Origin of the sequence: Flavobacterium sp. CF136 (assembly GCF_000282055.1) — a bacterium.
Classification (GTDB): domain Bacteria; phylum Bacteroidota; class Bacteroidia; order Flavobacteriales; family Flavobacteriaceae; genus Flavobacterium.
In genome coordinates this window covers 1-19,586 of record NZ_AKJZ01000044.1, presented here as the reverse complement: position 1 = coordinate 19,586, position 19,586 = coordinate 1, and the positions used below count along the sequence as shown (strand labels likewise).

Here is a 19,586-nt window from a genome sequence, read left to right as displayed (position 1 = left end):
GACTGAAACAAACAGGATACAATGGTGTTAAAAATGGTGTAGAAAACAAGTATAAGTACAACGGGAAAGAACTGCAAGACGAGTTAGGGCTTAACTTCTACGACTATGGAGCAAGGAATTACGACCCTGCGATTGGTCGATGGATGAATATGGATCCGCTAGCGGAGAAAATGCGTAGACACAGTCCTTACAATTACGCTTTTGATAATCCTATTTACTTTATCGATCCAGATGGAATGGCTCCGGATGATTGGATAAATTGGATTGGTTCCAATGGCCAACAACATATAACGTATGATAATGATGTTAAAACTAAGGAGCAAGCAGAAGCAAAAGGGTATGGAAATGTAAAACAAGTTTTTGAGAAAGGAACTGCTCATACGGAAGATTATAGTACGATGATTGCTTTTGCTCCAGATGGAAATTTTCTTGTAAACAATGGTGAGAAAATGAATGTTGATGATAGGAGTGTGACTACTGATAACGGTACTTTTATATCTAAAAATAAAGGCGTTATGGATACAGTAGGTGATATTGTACCTGGGGCAATGCAAAATCTTGGTGATGGTCTAACATTGGCTGCGATTCCAGTAGCTGCTACTGGAGTTGGAGCACCCTTAGCAGCAGGTATGGCAGAAGTTGGAGGAGTAATTTCAGCGGTTGGTACAGGTGCAGAAATTTTAAATGATGTTTTCGAAGGAAACTTTTCTCTTGAAAAAACAGTAACAAAAGGAGTTATTGAAATCGCTTCAAGAAGAATTGGAGGTTCTAGTGTTTTTGGACCAACAGAACAAATCGTAAATGATAACCTTTTCAACGGAGTGGATAAGCTTGGAGATGAAATTAGAGATAAAAAATAGGCATTACAATGATATATATATATTATGTTTTAGGAATAGCTTTTATAATTTATGATTTAGTATATTTTAAAAAAAGGCCCAATGACAACGCATTTAATAGATATTATAATTCTAGGTACTATAGGATTGTAATTTTAGTTATATTTGGAATAGTAGCATTAATTATATCTTTCTTTGTTAAAAGGCAATAAACCAATATTTAAAAAATACTAAAAATGAACAATTTAAAGTTATATATCATAATTGCATTTTGTGTTTTAACAAATTCTATTAATGCACAACAAGATAGCAAAGCTATTAAAATTGTTGAAAATGCAATTGATGCTATGGGAGGGAAATCTTTTTTAAAAAGTATAAGCACTCTATATTGTAACTCGGAAACACAAATGGATGAGCGAGCTGTTAATTGGATTACAAAAGAGATGATACCTAATAAGGGAAGTTTTGAAATCATATATCAGGATCGTACAGTTTATAAATCTTGGTACGATGGAAAATTAGGTTATCAATTGTCTGACGGAAAGAAGGTTCTTGCTAATCAAGATCAATTTAAAGATAAAGAATTTAAAAAAAATATTTTTAATGAATTTGATTATTTAGATACGTCTCTTTATAAATTAGAATATGTTTCGATAGAGGATGTTGAATCAAGAAAATGTAATAAAATAAAAGCCACTTTAATAAATGGTAAAATTACATATCTATATTTCGACTTGAAGACTTCCTTATTAACTAAATCTGAAACGGTTAAAGACGGTGAAGCAAATTCATTTTCCACTGTTATATACGGAGATTATAGCAAATTTAAAAAATTAACTTATTTTACAAAAATGAGGTTTGGTTCAAATGCTGATGCACAGTCAGCAAAAATTATTGAATTATTTTACAATGAAAAAATAAATGAAACAGATTTTAAATAGTTATTTGTAACCCCAGCTAGCGCGAGCATCTTGCTCGTGAAGACAAAGAAAATCGATAAAGAATAGAAAAAAACCTCGCAGATTGCGAGGTTTTTTTATGGTATAAACTGAAATTGCCCAGCCGTCGTGAGCCTCAAATAGCATTGGACTATCGCAATGCCTCTGGCTCATGCCCACAAACAAGACAACGCCAATAAGTCAAACCCGATTACAACAAACAAAGTCATTTCATTACAATTAAAAAATAAAGTCAATAATTATCAAATTCACTATGAAAAAAGCTACTCCCATGACATGAAAAAACCATCCTGTGACATATTTTTCTTTTTTAAGTTATGATGTCTTTAGTTTTAATATCTGATTAAAGAAACCAAAGAATAGTAAATCAATTAAAAAAAAAAATTCATGGACCTTTTAGAACTCGAATCCTTCATTCAAAGTACATCCCAACAAGCTAAAAACGAGTTATCCAATTTATTAATTTCTAAGTTTTATAATTCTAAGTTTATTTTATTGAGAAAACAGGACAAAAGGCAGAGCGAAAATATTATTCATTATTTTTTAAAGAATGGAACAGGGCTAAAAAATGACTGGATCAAAAAAAGTATTCCTGTTATAACTAAACAATCAAAATCATTTTCAGAAAGTGAACTTCTTGAAAAGTTAGATGAATTGTTTTGGGTAACTATTTTAAAATATTCCACTTATAAAGGAGACGAAATTATGTTTCTGGAATTACTCGAAAAAGCTTTCATGGATTATTTGAAAACCAATACAAATAATGGACAACATCAGCTTATAAACGGAATAATATCTTTTGATAAAATAGCTCAGAATACTATAATAACCCCTTCTTTTATCGAAACCGAAACCCTAAGATAAAACTGAGAATAGTCCTAGATTATGAGGATATCTTCTTGCTGGCTACAGTAGCATCATAGAAAGTCAGCTATATCAGGCAAAAATTACAGGATTTATACGCTCTTGGTATTTCTGTCATTCCATCATCTTTGCTTTTTATAATTTAATCACCTGCTAAGATGAATACACCTGCTTATAATATGTAAACTGCATCTTAAAGTTAGCACGGCCCTAACATTTTATAGACAATCTTTGTCACTTAAATCGATTCCATCCCATTCATAAAACCTTCAAATTTGCCTCTTTTTTTTAAGGCAAATTAACATTGGTATTCTATTATTTATTTTTATATTTGCGCTATTTTTATTTATTCTAAATAATCAAATAAAAGTACAGCTAAGTTTAAACCTTTTGAGGATAAAAGCATCTAATAAGCGCATTTACCTTTTTTGTCAAAAACCTTATATAAAAATTTATGAAAAATAACCTTTTTGTTTCTTTTGCCTTAGTGGCTTCTTTAATCGTAAATGCCCAGCAAAAAAATACACTATTAGAGCAATCCTTCTGGAAAACAACTCCTGATGTCAATACCGTTAAGGCAGAAATAGCAAAAGGCAACAGCCCATCCGCCTCTACTGCAAATGCTTTTGATGTAGTGGTTTTGGCTATTAATAACGATGCCCCGACAGAAACGATAAAATTCTTATTGGAACAACCCGGTAATGAAGTAAATAAACCCACTCACGATAACCGAATTTATCTTCACTGGGCTGCAGGAAAAGGGAATGTAGAAATCGTAAAATATCTTATAGCCAAAGGATCTGATGTTAATTTAGAAGATAGTCACGGCTCATTTCCAATTACGGCAGCAGCCAGTAGCGGACAAAGCAATACGGAGGTTTATGAAGCTTTTTTTAAAGCTGGAACAGACCCTAAGAAAAAATACAAAGACGGTGCAAACCTATTGCTTATGGCAATACCATACGACAAAAATCTTTCGATATCAAATTACTTTATTACCAAAGGATTATCTCTTAAAGATGTTGATAATGATGGAAATACAGCTTTTAACTATGCTGCAAGAACCGGTAATATTGCTCTCCTAAAAACATTGTTAGAAAAAGGTGTAAAATATACGGACAATGCACTTTTAATTGCTGCACAAGGTTCACGCAGGGAAACAAATACTCTTGAAACTTATAAATACCTGACAGAAGATCTGAAAATAAAACCGACGGCAACTAACAAAGAAGGACAAAACGTACTTCATTTTCTGGTAAACAAACCCAACCAAACCGAAATTATCAATTATTTTATAGCTAAAGGTGCAGATGTCAACAAAGCCGACAATGACGGAAATACTCCTTTGATGATTGCAGCATCTTCCAGAGAAACAGCTGCTGCGCTGGAACAATTATTGCCAATTGTAAAAAACATAAATGCACAAAACCTGAAAGGAGAATCGGCATTAACAGCTGCTGTGAAATCAGGAATACCAAATGCTGTTGAAATTCTTTTGAGTAAAGGTGCCGATGTAAAAGTTCTGGACAAAGAAGGAAACAATCTGGGTTTTTATTTAATACAATCTTATCGTCCACAAATGATGGGTCGTAGTCCTGAAGGTGCTAATGCTAAACAAGATCCTTTTACTGCTAAAATAAAATTGCTTCAGGACAAAGGGTTAAACTTAGCTGCTCCACAAAAAGACGGGAATACATTATACCATTTAGCCGTTATCAAAAATGATTTATCCTTGCTGAAAAAAATTGCTGATTTAAATATCGATATCAACGTTAAGAATAAAGATGGTTTAACTGCTTTACACAAAGCTGCGATGATTTCTAAAGATGATACTATCCTGAAATACCTGTTATCTATTGGTGCCAAAAAAGATATCATCACAGAATTTGACGAAAGTGCGTATACTTTGGCAAAAGAAAATGAGTCTTTTTCTAAAAACAACGTATCATTAGATTTTTTAAAATAACAAATCAGTAGTATATATTACAAAACAAATAGAATTTACACACATGAAATCAATATTTAAAATAAGCCTGACTACAATACTAATCTGCTTTTTATCTTTTCAGGTTACCGCACAAAACAGTAAATATAAATGTATGCTGCAAATGTCAAATTACATGGGAGAAGGAGCCTACATAGTAGTATCACTTATCAATTCTAAAGGAGATTATGAAAAAACACTTTATGTAATGGGTGATGATAAAAAATGGTACAAATCCCTTAAAGAATGGCATAAATTTTATTCTCAAAAACCTACTGATATCAGCGCAAAAACAGGCGCTTCCGTTACCGGAGGCGACCGCAGCATTACTACTATAGAAATTGAAGATTCTAAAATTAATAAAGGATATAAATTACGATTTGAAACCGCTGTTGAAGATCAAAAATATTACACCAATGATCTGGAAATTCCACTTACGACACAGGGAATAGCTGAAAAAACAGAAGGCAAAGGATATATCCGATATGTAAGACTGAATAAAATATAAGACAATTACATTTATAGAATACACTCAATGACTCTTTCTTTCTGGCGTTACACACATTTGGCTTTGGCCTTGTTTTCTTCAATATTTTTGCTTTTGGCCTCGGTAACCGGAATTATTCTTGCGATCGATGCGGCACAGGAAAAAACATTGCCATATAAAGCAGCAAATTTCGATCAGATAACTCTGGGTGAAACATTGCCGGTATTAAAAAAAACGTATCCTGAAATTACAGAATTGAGCATTGATTACAATCAGTTTGTCACGCTGCAGGCAATCGATGAGGATGGAAATGATATTAACGCATACATCAATCCAAAAACCGGTAAGACATTGGGTACGCCTACAAAAAAAAGCGAATTTATTCAATGGGTTACGGGGTTTCATCGTTCTTTGTTTCTTCATGAAACGGGACGATTTTTTGTTGGTGTAATTTCGTTTTTATTATTTCTGATTTCGATTTCAGGTTTTGTACTTGTTTTAAAGAGACAAAGAGGAATTCGTAATTTCTTTTCAAAAGTAATCAAGGAATATTTTGCGCAATACTACCATGTTATTTTGGGACGATTGGCTTTAATTCCGATTTTGATTATTGCACTTACCGGAACTTATCTTTCACTGGAAAGATTCCATTTTTTCATGGGTGAAGAAAAAACAAAACCTGTAAAAACTGAACTTTCAGCGGAAGCCAAAAAAACTTCGATCTTTAAAAGCACACTTTTATCAGACGTAAAAAAAATCGAATTCCCTTTTACGGATGATCCGGAAGAATATTATATCATCGAATTAAAAGACCGTGAAGTTGAAGTAAATCAAGTCACCGGAACTGTTATTTCAGAAAAGCGCTCTCCAATGACGGTTCAGTTATCTGCGTTGAGCCTGGATCTTCATACCGGAAGAATCAATGCAGTGTGGGCAATAATTTTAGCTATAGCTTGTATCAATATCCTCTTCTTTATTTATTCAGGATTTGCTATGACTTTAAAACGACGATCCAGTCGTATTAAAAATAAATTCAATGCCAATGAAAGCAGTATAATTCTTTTAGTAGGCTCTGAAAATGGTAGTTCTTTTAGATTTGCCAATGCCATTCTGAAACAATTAATTGATCAGGGACACAAAGCTTTCATAACAGAATTAAACAGTTTTTCTGTTTATCCAAAGGCGGAGCATATTATTGTCTTTTCTTCGACTCACGGTCTGGGAGATCCGCCTTCAAACGGAAATAAATTTAAAGTGCTTTTGCAAAATCAGCCGCAACAACAGAAAATCAAGTTTTCAGTTGTCGGTTTTGGTTCAAAATCATATCCTGATTTTTGCGGATTTGCAATTGAAATCGATCGGATTTTAGAAACTCAAAACTGGACGGAACGATTTCTGGAATTGCAAACGGTTAATGATAAATCGGCTGTTGAGTTTGTAAACTGGTTGAAATTATGGAGTGAAAAAACCGGAATTCCCTTAGCTGCGACCCCATCTTTATACAATCATGTTCCGAAAGGGCTGCAAAAACTGATGGTTTTAGACAAAACGGCTGTTTCTGACACCGAACATACTTTTATACTAACATTACGAACCAATGCAAGAGCAAAATTTTCTTCCGGAGATTTACTGGCTATTTATCCGGCAAACGATTCCCGCGAACGCCTCTACTCTATTGGAAATCATTCCGGAAACATACAATTGGTTGTAAAACTGCATCCAAACGGATTAGGTTCAGGATTTTTAAATGCCCTTGAAACTGGAAATACCTTTAAGGCCCGAATCATTAATAATAAGGCTTTTCATTTTCCTGCCAAAGCTCCAAAAGTAGCTTTAATTTCAAATGGAACCGGAATTGCTCCTTTTCTTGGAATGATTGAACAAAACAATAAAAAAACAGAAACTCATTTGTACAGCGGCTTTAGAATGGAAACCGAAACTGTTTCAGGTTATAAAAAGTTTTCAGATGAAATGATTCAGAAACAAAAACTTACGAGTTTTCATTTGGCTCTTTCGCGTGAAGCAGAACATGTATATGTAATGGATCTGATAAAACGGGATGCAGTATTTTTTGTCAATTTATTACAACAAGGCGGTGTTATTATGATCTGTGGTTCACTTGCCATGCAAAAAGATGTAGAAACAATTCTTGACGAATTATGTCTCGTAAACAGTATTAAAAATCTTCATGACTATAAGAAAAACGGACAAATACTAATCGATTGTTATTAATATATTTATATCAATGAAACTGTTTCTAAATAAAGTTTTATTTCTTTTACTAATTGGCTCTTGTATTTCGGGCTATTCGCAGGTACTTCGAAAAAGAACAACGTTGCTTATGGGAGGAAGATTTGATATCACAGTGATAGCAAAAGATTCTCTTACTGCGGTACAATCCATAGAGACTATAATTACAGAAATTACAAGAATCGAGAACCTCATCTCAGACTGGAAACCTGCTTCTCAGGTATCAGAAGTCAATCATAATGCCGGTATTTCTCCCGTCAAGGTTGATCGGGAAGTTTTTGAATTAACGCAAAGAGCAATTAAATTATCTAAACTTACCAATGGTGCTTTTGATATCAGTTTTGCCGCAATGGATAAAATCTGGAAGTTTGATGGCTCCATGACCGAGATGCCTTCGGCGGAAGCCATAAAAAAATCGGTCGAAAAAGTGGGTTATAAAAATATTATTCTGGATAGCGTGCAATCCACCATTTTTTTAAAACTGAAAGGAATGAAAATTGGCTTTGGAGCTTTGGGAGAAGGGTATGCAACTGACAGATGCAGGGATATTATGCTTGCAAAAGGAATAAAATCAGGAATAGTAAACGCATCAGGTGATATGACAACCTGGGGGAAACAATCTAACGGTAAGGACTGGAATATTGGTATTACAAACCCTTTTCATCCCGATGACGTTTTTGCAGTAGTTCCATTAAATGAAGGTGCCGTAACAACATCCGGCAGCTATGAGAAATTTGTTGTTTTAAATGGTAAACGTTTTTCACACATTATCAATCCGGCAACGGGATACCCTGCAACAGGGCTTTGCAGCGTAACCGTTTTTGGTCCAAAAGCCGAAATTGCAAATGGCTTCAGTACTTCTTTAATGGTCATGGGAAGAAAAGCCGGAATAGATTTAATTAACAAATATCCTGATTACAGCTGTATAATGATTACAGATAGTGGCAAAATAATAAAATCCAAAAACTTTAAAATCAGTCAATTTAATCCTAAATTAAAATAGATTAACTATAACCAATTGTTTGTCATTATTTTTACACACTTCGACTCTGCTCAGTGCAGGCTGGAAACATAGATTTGTAAACTAAAAATAGGCATTTCACTTATTTAAAATACACAAAGCTATCTATGTGAAAGAAATATATTTCTTTTTGTACTCTTTTTTTCAACACATAAAATCTATGTTCCTATCTGTTAGATTTACCCCACCAACAAGTTAAATTTTAATAGACTTATAATTTATTCCTATCCGAAGATTCGCGTACCAAAACCTCAGTATTTAAGAAAGTAATCTCTTTTACCTCATCTCTTTTAGGAGATTTTAAGTTTTTAATAATAATTTCGGAAGCTGCCTTGCCCATTTTTTCTGCAGGATGCGTTATAGTGGATAAATTAGGATCAATGATTTGAGAAATAGGGTCATTATTAAAGCCAATAATTGCAACATCATCCGGCACTTTTATTCCTCTTTTTTTAGCCGTTTGAACAGCACTGACAGCAATAATATCTCCGGAAGCAAAAATGCCATCCGGAATCGGCTCCAGATCAAACAGTTTATTACTTGCCTTTACTCCGTCTTCATAAGTAACCGATTTTAAATTTACTATCAGTTCTTCATCCAAAGGCAAATCATGATCTCTCAGGGCCTCAATATAACCTCTTTTTCTTTCATTATATAAATTACCAAATTCAGATCCCGCAGTTAAGTGGGCGATGCGTTTACATCCCTGTTCTATAAGGTGCTTTGTAGCTTTATAACCTGCCGAATAATTATCAATGATTACTCTGAATGTATTGAAATCCTTAGGAACCCTGTCGACGAAAACAAGAGGAATATTGTTATTATAAAATTGCAGGAAGTGTGAGGTGTCCCTGGTTTCCATAGCCAGCGAACAAATTACACCGCTTACACGATTACTATATAATGATTTGGCCATATTAACTTCTTCATCATAAGAATCATGCGATTGCATAATAATTACGGTATAACCCGATTTTTGAGCCGTAATTTCAATACCGCTAATTAAAGATGATAAAAAGGGCTGCGTAACTGTTGGAATCAAAACACCAATAGTTTTGGTTTTGTTCCCTCTCAGGCCTGCTGCTAAAGTATTAGGTACAAAACCCATTTCCTCCGCAGTCTTTTTTACCTTTTTAATCGTTTTATCACTAATAGTGTGATGATCTTTTAAAGCTCTCGAAATTGTTGAAGTCGCCAGATTTAATCTTTCGGCAATATCATATATCGTTACATGTTTATTCTCTTCCATGAAATAAATAATAAGAAGTAAATATAACTATTTTTCCAACAAGATAATCTTCAAAAAAATTAGCGCTGATTTTCAAAAAATAGGACAGACTAAAAAAGTTATTTATTTTGCACAATCGGTTGTTTTTTATTTTTAAATTTAAAAGTTCTAACTTCATTTATAAAATAAAACCCGAATACATGAAACCAATACGTTTAATTTTTCAGATTGTTCTATTTGTCCTTTTAGCAATACAGTCGACTGCACAGAAAAAACAGAAGGAATTTCTTTTTCAGAACCCTGATTTAAGTTTCGAAAAAAGAGTTGATGATCTTGTAAACCGACTGACACTGGAAGAAAAAGTATCACAAATGCTTAATTCATCCCCTGCTATTCCAAGGCTTGATATTCCTGCCTATGACTGGTGGAATGAAACATTGCACGGAGTAGCAAGAACGCCTTTTAAAGTAACTGTATATCCTCAGGCTATAGCAATGGCTGCCACATTCGATAAAAATTCACTTTACAAGATGGCCGATTTTTCGGCTCTTGAAGGAAGAGCCATTTATAACAAAGCCGTAGAATCAGGACGTACAAACGAACGCTATCTCGGCCTGACCTATTGGACACCCAATATCAATATTTTTCGTGATCCACGCTGGGGACGCGGACAGGAAACCTATGGCGAAGACCCTTATTTAACCGGAGTTTTAGGGGATTCATTCGTAAAAGGCCTGCAAGGAGATGATCCTAAATATCTTAAAGCTGCAGCCTGTGCCAAACATTATGCCGTTCATAGCGGACCTGAACCTCTGCGACATACATTTGATGTCGATGTGACTCCTTACGAACTTTGGGACACGTATCTTCCCGCTTTTCAAAAATTAGTTACCGAATCGAAAGTTGCAGGCGTAATGTGTGCTTATAATGCTTTCAGAACCCAGCCTTGTTGTGCAAGTGATATCCTGATGACCGATATTTTGAGAAATCAATGGAAATTTGAAGGTTACGTTACCTCCGATTGTTGGGCTATTGATGATTTCTTCAAAAACCATAAAACACATCCGGATGCAGAGTCAGCATCTGCAGATGCTGTCTTTCACGGAACCGATATTGATTGTGGAACCGATGCTTACAAAGCTTTGGTACAAGCCGTTAAAGATGGAAAAATTAGCGAGAAACAAATTGATATTTCTGTAAAACGTCTTTTTATGATCCGGTTCAGATTAGGAATGTTTGATCCTGTAGAAATGGTAAAATATGCTCAGACTCCTACTTCTGTTTTAGAAAATGATGAGCATAAGGCACATGCCCTAAAAATGGCAAGGCAATCAATAGTTTTACTTCGAAATGAAAATAAAACTTTACCCTTAAGTAAAAAACTAAAAAAGATTGTGGTATTAGGTCCTAACGTTGATAATGCTATCGCTATTTTAGGAAATTACAATGGTACTCCTTCTAAACTAACTACAGTATTAGAAGGCATTAAAGAAAAAGTTGGTTCAAATACAGAAGTTGTTTATGAGAAAGCCGTAAACTTTACAAATGATACATTATTGGTCTATTCTGATGTCAAAAAGCAATACTCTTTTGAAGGCAAACAAGGTTTCAAAGCAGAATATTATAATAACAAAGAACTTTCAGGAGCACCTGAAACTACCCGAATTGAATCTGAAATCAATAATTTATGGCAGGAAGGCGAAATCGTTACAAAAAACATTAAAGCCAATAACTTTTCAGCACGCTATACTACAAATTTTACAGCTTTACAGGATGGTTCTCTCACATTTGAACTTACTGCCGATGATGGATATCGTTTTTTAGTTGATGGAAAAGAAGTTTTGAATGCCTGGAATAAAAATCGTTGGGGAAGTCAGACATTTGAACTAAAAACAAAAAGAAATACTGTTTATAATTTAGTAGTTGAATATTGGCAGGGGGAAGGAAAAGCCAACGTCGCCTTGCATACAGGAAATTATGAAAAAACTGATTTTAATACACTGGTTAATCGTGTGAAAGACGCTGATGCTTTTGTTTTCGTTGGCGGAATATCCCCTCAACTGGAAGGTGAGGAAATGAAAGTTAACTTTCCCGGCTTTAAAGGTGGTGACCGTACTTCTATTTTACTTCCCAAAATACAAACTGACCTTATGAAAGCTTTAAAAACGACTGGAAAACCAATCGTTTTCGTAATGATGACAGGCAGCGCTATAGCCATTCCCTGGGAGGCAGAAAATATTCCGGCAATAGCAAATGCCTGGTATGGCGGTCAGGCTGCCGGAACTGCTGTCGCAGATGTTCTTTTTGGAAACTATAACCCTGCCGGAAGATTGCCTGTTACCTTTTATAAAAGCGATGCTGATTTATCTCCTTTTGTTGATTATAAAATGGATAACAGAACGTATCGCTATTTTAAAGGAAAACCGCTGTATGGTTTTGGATACGGGCTTTCGTATACTACATTTAAATATGACAATTTAAAAATAGCACCATCTGTAATTAAAGGAAAAAATGTTCCGATAACTGTAAAAGTAACCAATACCGGCAAAGTTTCCGGTGAGGAAGTTGTACAGTTGTATGTCATTAATCAGAATACAGCGATAAAAGCACCTTTAAAAACCTTAAAAGGATTTGAGCGAATCAGTCTTAAAGCAGGAAAAAGCAAAACAATAACATTTACACTTTCGCCTGAAGATCTTTCGTATATTACTGCCGAAGGAAACCACCAACAATACAATGGTAAAATAAAAATTGCTATTGGAGGTAACCAGCCTGATGAGCCTAATAAAACAAGTGGTAATTTAGTCACGAAAATAATTGAAATACAATAATCATTAATGACAAGTTTAATTACAAAAAAAGGTAAAAAAACATGTAACCAGCCGTGTAATTTTTTTTTGAATTGCCTCCTGCTTTAGCTGGAGGTAAATTAAATTGAAGTTCAATAGGCTTTAGCCAAAAATCAACAGTCTAATTTGGCTAAAGCCTATTGTTACATCTAAATTATAATCCTCCAGCTAAAGCAGGAGGCAATACAAAATTTTTTTTTAACAAACGAATTCAGTTTGCCTAAATATCTCATTATCAATCTAAAACCACAAAATATGATTTTAAAAAATAGCATCGCTGCAGGAATACTTTGTTTATTCACTTTTTCATGTTTTGCCCAAACTGAAAAAGGAAACTGGAACGGTAAAAAATGTGCCGTTGTATTAACTTATGATGATGCTTTAAACATACATCTTGATAAAGTAATTCCGATGCTGAATTCATATCAGCTAAAAGGAACATTTTATCTTATAGGGTCTTCTCCCGTGGTTTCAGAAAGAATTGATGAATGGCGCGCCGCAGCAAAAAAAGGACATGAATTAGGAAATCACACCCTAATGCATCCGTGCGATGGAAATTTACCCGGAAGGGATTTTGTGACTCCGGAAAATGATTTGTCTAAGTATACTGTAGCCAGAGCTGTCAACGAAGTAAAAATTACAAATACTTTATTAAAAGCTATCGATGGTAAAAACGAACGTACGTTTGCCTACCCTTGCGGAGATTTGACTATTAAAGACACGCTTTATTATAATTTTTTAAAAAATGATTTTATTGCCGCCAGAGGTGTATCATCAGGATTTCTAAAAGCAAAAGAGGTAGATCTTTCCAATGTAAACTCATTTGTTGAGGTTGGAAGTTCAGCTGAGCAAATGATAGCCCAGATTGACGAAGCTGAAAAAAAGGGTTCTTTTATTGTTTTTCTATTTCACGGTGTGGGTGGTGAACACGCTTTAAATATTGATTTGGAAGAACACCGAAAATTATTGGAATACTTAAAGAAAAGAAAAAAGGATATTTGGGTAGCGACAATGGTTGATGTGGCAAAATATATTAAAGAAAATCAAAAATAATTAATAGGCTTCTGAATAAAACCGAAATGTGTGACTAAATATTTTTGCACAATTTTTTTTCAAAACACTTAATTTTATTAAAAAAGTTAAATCCTGTTATTTATATTTGTCCAAAATATAAAAGCAGTTATCCTTTAAATTGATTATTGAATATGAAGAAATTATTTTTTGTCGCTTTATTTCTGTCTTTTTTTGCCAATAATGTTCAGGCACAGGTTGTTGGACTTGAAATTGGAGATATTGCTCCCGAAATTGACCTTCCGGATACCAAAGGAAATAATATTGCACTTTCATCTTTAAGAGGTTCAGTAGTATTGGTTGACTTTTGGGCTACGTGGTGTGGTCCTTGTATTAAAGAACAGCCGGAACTATTAAAATTATACAACAGTTATCCTGAAAAATTTTCGATTTACGGAGTATCGCTGGATACAAAAAAACCGGCGTGGACAGGAATGATAGCAAAGTTAAAACTTCCATGGGCACAAGTAAGCGATTTAAAATATTGGAGCTCCCAGGCTGCTACAGATTATATGATACAAGCTTTACCTTATAATTTTCTGCTTGACAAAAACGGAATTATCCTGGCGAAAAATATCCATGGCAATCAACTAAACCAATTACTAAAAGAATTGATGCCAAGTAATTAATCTTTAGTAATTGTAAAGCTTTGCAAGACTTTTTCTTCTTTCAACAATTATTATTGTGGAGGAAATTTTAAAATCTAAAACCACTTTTACTTATATTTCTAAAATAGCTGTCATTTTATTTGGCAGCTATTTTTTTTATTATTTACTTTGTACTTCAAAGTACTTTATTTTTATCGCTAAACATTTAAAATGAAAAAGACAAAATATATATTTCTCGGGGTTACTTTCTTAATAAGTTTTACTTGCGCTTTGTATGTCACCATGCTGGTTTTTCCGATAAATTCGTTTTCGAAAACAAAACCGGAAAACAGTGTGTCAGGTAAGATTCAGGATGGCGATATCATTTTTCAGACCTCTGAATCAAGTCAGTGTGAAGCCGTAAGAATTGCGACTAAATCAAAATTTTCTCATTGCGGGATAATTTTCTTTACTGATGGAAAGCAATTCGTACTCGAAGCTGTTCAGCCTGTAAAAATTACACCTTTAGAAGATTGGATAAAACATGGAAGAGATAATAAATATGTCGTGAAAAGATTAAAAAATGCTGCAGCTGTTCTGAACGCAGAAACACTTAAAAAAATGAAGGCTTACGGTACTCAATTCATAGGTAAAGAATATGATGCCTACTTTGAATGGACAGATAACAGAATCTATTGTTCGGAATTAATCTGGAAAATATATAAAAATGGTGCCGGTATAGAATTATGTAATCTTCAGAAATTGAAAGATTTTAATTTAACGGATGAAAGAGTTCAAAAAATATTGAAAGAAAGATATGGAAGTGATATTCCGCTTGACGAAAAAGTCGTCTCCCCTTCTAACCTGGCGGATTCTAAACTAGTAATAACAGTAATTGATAACTATTAACTAACTAATTAAAGATTAACTTTTTATTTGATGAAAAAGAAGCACAATCCATTGTCATCCTGAGCGGAGTCGAAGGCTTTTTACTTTGAAAGGACTTCGACTAAGTTTATCCTGAGCGAAGTCGAATGGGATCAGTCTAACACCTATTTAGTTATACCTCTAACAATTAAAAAAAGTTAATTCTAAATTAACTTTTTTATTTACCAATTAACTTTGTAATTCAAAGAACTTTTAAAAAATAAATAAACAATGAAAGACCATATTATTGAGAAAGTATACGAGTATACCAAAAAGCCTTACCAAAAATATTTTAAAAGAAATAAGCCCTGGGAAATTGACAAAGCAGCACTTCTGGATTATCCGGAAGGCAGTTTAGGGCTTGGTTTAGGAAACTTTCTTTATAAAAATCATTTTGATATACAGCCAAAACTGGAGGATCATGACATCATTCATGTTTTAACTGATACAGGCGTTTCTGTTCGTGAAGAAATTGGAATGCAGTATTATCTTTTAGGAAATGGAAAAAAAAGTGTGTACTTGTTTTTAGTCCTATTATCCGGTACACTGTTCTATCCTAAACATATCCGCTACTTTATTCAGCAATACAAAAGAGGATATTGTGCACATTCTTTTTATTATCTGAATTTTTCAAATATGCTTTTTATGCCTGTTCAGACTATTCAAAAAACTTTTAAAATTTAAACACATGAATACTATCGACAGAAAACTTTTTGAAGAAATCCGATCTATTGAATTAGCAGTCGGATCGTTCATCATTAGTACCGTTTTATTTACATTTTATATGATTTCAAACGAAAACTCAAACATTTTGGTTATTGCTTCTCCGTTTGTTGTTTCAGTACTATTTCTAAACACTGTAATGTTTTTCCATTTGATGGATAATTTTATAAGACGGCACGAACAACGAAAAGATACAGGCATTAAAATACTGATATTGTTATCTAATATCCCAATAGCACTTTTGTATTATAGTATTATGAAACTCTGATTATAAAAAATTAATCATAAAAAAAGCTATAAGTACAAACTCATAGCTTTTTAGGTCTTTTTATTTAAAATTTAATTAGATGCTGATGGAAGAATAATTCCTGTTTGGTCAACTAAATATAACAAAGTTGTCATTGTAGCAGCTCCAAGTTCAAGTTCTCTTTTGTTTACTGCATCAAATTTATCATTTGCTGCATGGTGATAATCAAAATAACGTTGTGAATCCGGTTTTAAACCTGCTTTCACTATTGTTTTAGAAGTCAGGTGCTCAATATCTGAACCGCTATGCCCTAATGTAAAACTATGAATTAAATAAGGTTCAAAAAGATCTTTAAATCCTTGTATTTTTTTGAAGTTTGCATCATCAGCCTCAATAGAAAATCCTCTTGGTGTAAATCCGCCTGAATCACTTTCTAAAGCAAAAATATGATTCTCATTCTTTTGTTTTGAAACTTCTTCATATTTAGCTCCCCCTTTTCCACCATTCTCTTCATTCATAAACAATACAACACGAATTGTATTTTTAGGTTTGTAGTTTAAATTTTTAAGAATATGAACTACCTCCATGCTTTGTACAACTCCTGCCCCGTCATCGTGAGAACCATCTGCTAAGTCCCAGGAATCAAGGTGACCTCCTACAACCATAATATTTTCAGGATGCTCCTTACCTGTAAGTTCTCCAATTACATTATAGGACAATACATCAGGTAATGTCTCGCAGGATTGTTTAAAATAGAATTTCAAAGTTGGATTGTTCTTTAAAGATTCACTCAATAATTCAGCACCATTCGTACTTATAGCTGCAGTTGGAATGTATTTTTCTTTTGGCAAATCACCATAACTTTGTGCTCCTGTATGTGGAAAATCATCTAAACGTAAATTTAAAGAACGAACAATTGTTCCTACTGCTCCAAATTTCGCAGCTTCTTGAGCTCCCACACGTCTTTGATCTCCAGCCCCTCCGTAAGATATAAAGGTTTCAATATTTTCAGGATCCATTGGTCTGTTGTAAAACACAATTTTACCTTTTACTTTTTCACCTAAATCATTCAGTTCTTTAATACTTTTTACTTCTACTACTTCAGCCGTAACTCCAGTTTTTGGAGTTGCCACAGACCCTCCTAAAGCACAAATTGGAACGACGGTTTTTGTTTTATTATCTAAAATATACGCCGTTTCTTTTTCACCGCGAACCCAGTGAGGCACCGTAACTTCTTGTAAATAAACTTTATCAAGTCCCAGGTTTTCTAATTGTGCCTTACAATATTGAACAGCTTTTGCTGCATTGTCAGACCCTGATAAACGGCTTCCGATATCATTAGACAGATATTCTAACCATGTATAACATTTAGAATCAGTTAATGCTTTTTTATAAAACAGTTTAATGTTTTTTTCATCATTTGATTGTGCAAAAGATGTCAATCCGCTTAAAATTAAAGCAGTTAAAAGAATTGTTTTTTTCATAGAAAATAAAGTATTTGAGGTTTTCCTAAAAATGAAACTGCAAGATAGTAATTTTTTAAAAATTAATTAATCAACCCTTTTGATTTCTGTTTTTTCTCCAATACCATTTTCATTAAAAGCTTCAATCGTAAAATAATATTTTGTGCCTTTGTCCAAACCCCTAAAATCATACGAGTTATCTCCATAAACTATAATACTGTTATATAATTTATCCGGAGCAATTCCGTAATAAATGTTATAGCCTATGGCATCAGTTTGTTTTTTCCACGAAATAATGGCGTTACGCGAATCAGATTTATTTCTATTAACTTTAAAATCAGAAACAAATTTTGGTTTTTCTGCTAATCCGTTTCCAAAAACCCTGAAATCTGAAACTGCAAATAATCCGGATGCATTGTGAATATTTACCATCTTAATGTAACGAGTCTCAATTGGTTTTGTTAATTCTACATAATCGTGGGGAACATCTTTATCATTTTGGGATTTATCAATTACCAGTTTCCAATTTACAGCATCATCAGACATGAAGATTTTATATTGGTAATAAATATCCATTGCTTTATTGTATTGCGTTGCTTTATGATCGGCATAATTGATTTGCAGCGCCTTAATTTCCATCTTTCTGCCTAAATCAAGCTGTAGCCATTCGCCTGGTTTATCTGTTGTTGCTGACCAATAGGTCTGAATATTTTCATCCGTTAAATTCGAAGCGTCATAACAGATTTTTTCGTAGACTTTTTTGCTTCCGTTATCCATTCTGTGTGTTTCAACATTCTTACATTCCTCAGAAGAAGAAACTGTTACCGGTTTTTTATACGAAAGCAACATCCAGCCCGAAGAAGCCTCTTTTGTCTGATCGCGTTGACTTGTTGGAAGTACAATTGGGAAATCACCGTAAGAAGTAATAGAATACATAACATCATCCTTATCAAATCCTGCCGGGAACATATCAATACGGCGTTCAAAACGGTCTTTTATAGAGATTTTACAGGTTCCTGTATTCCAGTAATTACCATAATTATCTGCGAAAGTATTTCCGTGTCCGGCACCAATTACAAATCCTCCCGGTTTATACGACATTGGATTGTGTTTTTGATATGTGAAAGGCCCCAGCGGATTATCTCCGACATGAACACCATTGGCATATCCTTTAAATTCTGTAGCCGGCGCGCCGTATTGCATATAATATTTTCCGTTGTGTTTGGTCATCCATGCACCTTCAATAAAATTTCCCCAAGGCGCAGGTTCCATATCATTGTTAGGTCCAAAACGTTCCCAGCCGTGCAAAACAGGATCTAAACCAACAACTGCTTTTGCCTGACCATAAGGTTTCTGAATATCTTCGACTTCCGTTGCAGCGTAAAGCTTTGCATAATCTGCCTGATTTCCTTTTGGAAGCCAGGTTTTATAATCTACCTCAACACCAACAAGCGGTAACTTTCCACTTGAACCGTAATACATATAAACCTTTTTATCGTCATCCTGAAAAATGGCAGGATCCCAGGTTGGGAGCATGGCTGTATCAACGTGTCTTAACCAACGGCCGGATTTTGGATCTGCAGTTTTCCAAACCGGATGATCTTTTTTCCAGGTTGAACCTACATAAAATAAAGTGTCATTTACAACCCAGGCAGCTGGTGCACATTGATCATCATCTGCCGGTTTTCTTTGAAAACTGCCGTAAACGAATTTCCAGTCAGACATATCCTTACTCCAAAAATAACCCGCCTGATTGGTAGCAAATAAATAATATTCTCCTTTATAAGTAATAATTACCGGATCTGCACTTGAACGTCTGGATTCAGGGATTCCATTGTGATTATAAGTCGTGTAATTATACCCAATATTAATTGGATTACAATATGTTGATGCTGGTTTATTGGGGTCAAACCATTCTGTTTTTCCGTGTTTATTCTGTGCTGATACCTTAAAATTAAAACCAATCAGTAACAGTAAAAGCAGAATTGAATATGTTTTTTTCATTTTTTTAAATATTATCATAAGACGCTGTTTCACTTTAAAATTTATTTTTCAATAGTAATCTCCGCAATCTTGTCATTTCTGTA

At 34.0% G+C, this 19,586-nt stretch carries 16 protein-coding genes; 13 read left to right on the top strand and 3 right to left on the bottom strand.

All coding sequences use genetic code 11. From position 1 onward, the window contains the following. The 7 genes from PMI10_RS22350 to PMI10_RS13960 all read left to right on the top strand — a co-directional run. The coding region (locus PMI10_RS22350) for an RHS repeat-associated core domain-containing protein (protein WP_035631902.1) at nt 1-860 on the top strand (860 nt) is incomplete at its 5' end. A gap of 215 nt (nt 861-1,075) precedes the next feature. Next, complete coding sequence (locus PMI10_RS13985) at nt 1,076-1,780, top strand: hypothetical protein (protein WP_007809011.1); 705 nt, start codon at nt 1,076-1,078, stop codon at nt 1,778-1,780. 405 nt (nt 1,781-2,185) lie between these two features. Beyond that, nucleotides 2,186-2,662 (top strand): hypothetical protein, encoded by a 477-nt coding sequence (locus tag PMI10_RS13980; RefSeq protein WP_007809009.1) that lies wholly within the window; start codon nt 2,186-2,188, stop codon nt 2,660-2,662. Between the two features lie 454 nt (nt 2,663-3,116). Then, entirely contained in the window at nt 3,117-4,628 is a 1,512-nt protein-coding gene (locus tag PMI10_RS13975) for an ankyrin repeat domain-containing protein (protein WP_007809006.1), read from the top strand. Nucleotides 4,629-4,671: 43 nt separating this feature from the next. Continuing rightward, on the top strand, nt 4,672-5,154 hold the full coding sequence (locus PMI10_RS13970; RefSeq protein ID WP_035631900.1) for a DUF2271 domain-containing protein: 483 nt from the start codon (nt 4,672-4,674) through the stop codon (nt 5,152-5,154). A gap of 27 nt (nt 5,155-5,181) precedes the next feature. Further along, nucleotides 5,182-7,365: a PepSY domain-containing protein gene (locus PMI10_RS13965; RefSeq protein WP_007809002.1), complete on the top strand. Its 2,184-nt coding sequence runs from the start codon at nt 5,182-5,184 to the stop codon at nt 7,363-7,365. Nucleotides 7,366-7,378: 13 nt separating this feature from the next. Then, the gene (locus tag PMI10_RS13960; protein WP_007809000.1) at nt 7,379-8,386 is read left to right on the top strand and encodes an FAD:protein FMN transferase; all 1,008 of its coding nucleotides are present in this window, start codon (nt 7,379-7,381) and stop codon (nt 8,384-8,386) included. 229 nt (nt 8,387-8,615) lie between these two features. Here the strand turns inward: PMI10_RS13960 and PMI10_RS13955 are convergent, their stop codons facing one another. Next, nucleotides 8,616-9,653: a LacI family DNA-binding transcriptional regulator gene (locus PMI10_RS13955; RefSeq protein ID WP_007808997.1), complete on the bottom strand. Its 1,038-nt coding sequence runs from the start codon at nt 9,651-9,653 to the stop codon at nt 8,616-8,618. Nucleotides 9,654-9,832: 179 nt separating this feature from the next. On the opposite strand from PMI10_RS13955, the gene PMI10_RS13950 reads away from it, so the two are divergent. The 6 genes from PMI10_RS13950 (at nt 9,833) to PMI10_RS13925 (ending at nt 16,057) form a co-directional block, all read left to right on the top strand. Beyond that, nucleotides 9,833-12,463, top strand: a complete 2,631-nt coding sequence (locus tag PMI10_RS13950; RefSeq protein WP_007808995.1) for a beta-glucosidase — start codon at nt 9,833-9,835, stop codon at nt 12,461-12,463. A 273-nt stretch (nt 12,464-12,736) separates the two neighbouring features. Then, nucleotides 12,737-13,534, top strand: a complete 798-nt coding sequence (locus PMI10_RS13945) for a polysaccharide deacetylase family protein (RefSeq protein WP_007808993.1) — start codon at nt 12,737-12,739, stop codon at nt 13,532-13,534. 152 nt (nt 13,535-13,686) lie between these two features. Then, the gene (locus PMI10_RS13940) at nt 13,687-14,181 is read left to right on the top strand and encodes a TlpA family protein disulfide reductase (RefSeq protein WP_007808991.1); all 495 of its coding nucleotides are present in this window, start codon (nt 13,687-13,689) and stop codon (nt 14,179-14,181) included. Between the two features lie 189 nt (nt 14,182-14,370). Then, the gene (locus PMI10_RS13935) at nt 14,371-15,048 is read left to right on the top strand and encodes a YiiX family permuted papain-like enzyme (protein ID WP_007808990.1); all 678 of its coding nucleotides are present in this window, start codon (nt 14,371-14,373) and stop codon (nt 15,046-15,048) included. A 249-nt stretch (nt 15,049-15,297) separates the two neighbouring features. Then, the gene (locus tag PMI10_RS13930) at nt 15,298-15,750 is read left to right on the top strand and encodes a hypothetical protein (protein WP_007808989.1); all 453 of its coding nucleotides are present in this window, start codon (nt 15,298-15,300) and stop codon (nt 15,748-15,750) included. A 4-nt stretch (nt 15,751-15,754) separates the two neighbouring features. Beyond that, complete coding sequence (locus PMI10_RS13925) at nt 15,755-16,057, top strand: hypothetical protein (protein WP_007808988.1); 303 nt, start codon at nt 15,755-15,757, stop codon at nt 16,055-16,057. A gap of 71 nt (nt 16,058-16,128) precedes the next feature. Here PMI10_RS13925 and PMI10_RS13920 read toward each other — a convergent pair whose 3' ends face one another. Both PMI10_RS13920 and PMI10_RS13915 read right to left on the bottom strand, forming a co-directional pair. Beyond that, nucleotides 16,129-17,520, bottom strand: a complete 1,392-nt coding sequence (locus PMI10_RS13920; RefSeq protein WP_007808987.1) for a M20/M25/M40 family metallo-hydrolase — start codon at nt 17,518-17,520, stop codon at nt 16,129-16,131. Nucleotides 17,521-17,586: 66 nt separating this feature from the next. Then, on the bottom strand, nt 17,587-19,503 hold the full coding sequence (locus PMI10_RS13915; protein WP_007808986.1) for a discoidin domain-containing protein: 1,917 nt from the start codon (nt 19,501-19,503) through the stop codon (nt 17,587-17,589). Nucleotides 19,504-19,586: the final 83 nt, after the last annotated feature.

What these genes read in the sequence shown, in the direction of transcription:
- PMI10_RS13930 (WP_007808989.1), top strand. Translation starts at nt 15,298, where the DNA reads ATGAAAGACCATATTATTGAGAAAGTATACGAGTATACCAAAAAGCCT.
- PMI10_RS13965 (WP_007809002.1), top strand. Translation starts at nt 5,182, where the DNA reads ATGACTCTTTCTTTCTGGCGTTACACACATTTGGCTTTGGCCTTGTTT.
- PMI10_RS13960 (WP_007809000.1), top strand. Translation starts at nt 7,379, where the DNA reads ATGAAACTGTTTCTAAATAAAGTTTTATTTCTTTTACTAATTGGCTCT.
- PMI10_RS13975 (WP_007809006.1), top strand. Translation starts at nt 3,117, where the DNA reads ATGAAAAATAACCTTTTTGTTTCTTTTGCCTTAGTGGCTTCTTTAATC.
- PMI10_RS13970 (WP_035631900.1), top strand. Translation starts at nt 4,672, where the DNA reads ATGAAATCAATATTTAAAATAAGCCTGACTACAATACTAATCTGCTTT.
- PMI10_RS13955 (WP_007808997.1), bottom strand. Translation starts at nt 9,653, where the DNA reads ATGGAAGAGAATAAACATGTAACGATATATGATATTGCCGAAAGATTA.
- PMI10_RS13920 (WP_007808987.1), bottom strand. Translation starts at nt 17,520, where the DNA reads ATGAAAAAAACAATTCTTTTAACTGCTTTAATTTTAAGCGGATTGACA.
- PMI10_RS13940 (WP_007808991.1), top strand. Translation starts at nt 13,687, where the DNA reads ATGAAGAAATTATTTTTTGTCGCTTTATTTCTGTCTTTTTTTGCCAAT.
- PMI10_RS13945 (WP_007808993.1), top strand. Translation starts at nt 12,737, where the DNA reads ATGATTTTAAAAAATAGCATCGCTGCAGGAATACTTTGTTTATTCACT.
- PMI10_RS13950 (WP_007808995.1), top strand. Translation starts at nt 9,833, where the DNA reads ATGAAACCAATACGTTTAATTTTTCAGATTGTTCTATTTGTCCTTTTA.
- PMI10_RS13915 (WP_007808986.1), bottom strand. Translation starts at nt 19,503, where the DNA reads ATGAAAAAAACATATTCAATTCTGCTTTTACTGTTACTGATTGGTTTT.
- PMI10_RS13980 (WP_007809009.1), top strand. Translation starts at nt 2,186, where the DNA reads ATGGACCTTTTAGAACTCGAATCCTTCATTCAAAGTACATCCCAACAA.
- PMI10_RS13985 (WP_007809011.1), top strand. Translation starts at nt 1,076, where the DNA reads ATGAACAATTTAAAGTTATATATCATAATTGCATTTTGTGTTTTAACA.
- PMI10_RS13925 (WP_007808988.1), top strand. Translation starts at nt 15,755, where the DNA reads ATGAATACTATCGACAGAAAACTTTTTGAAGAAATCCGATCTATTGAA.
- PMI10_RS13935 (WP_007808990.1), top strand. Translation starts at nt 14,371, where the DNA reads ATGAAAAAGACAAAATATATATTTCTCGGGGTTACTTTCTTAATAAGT.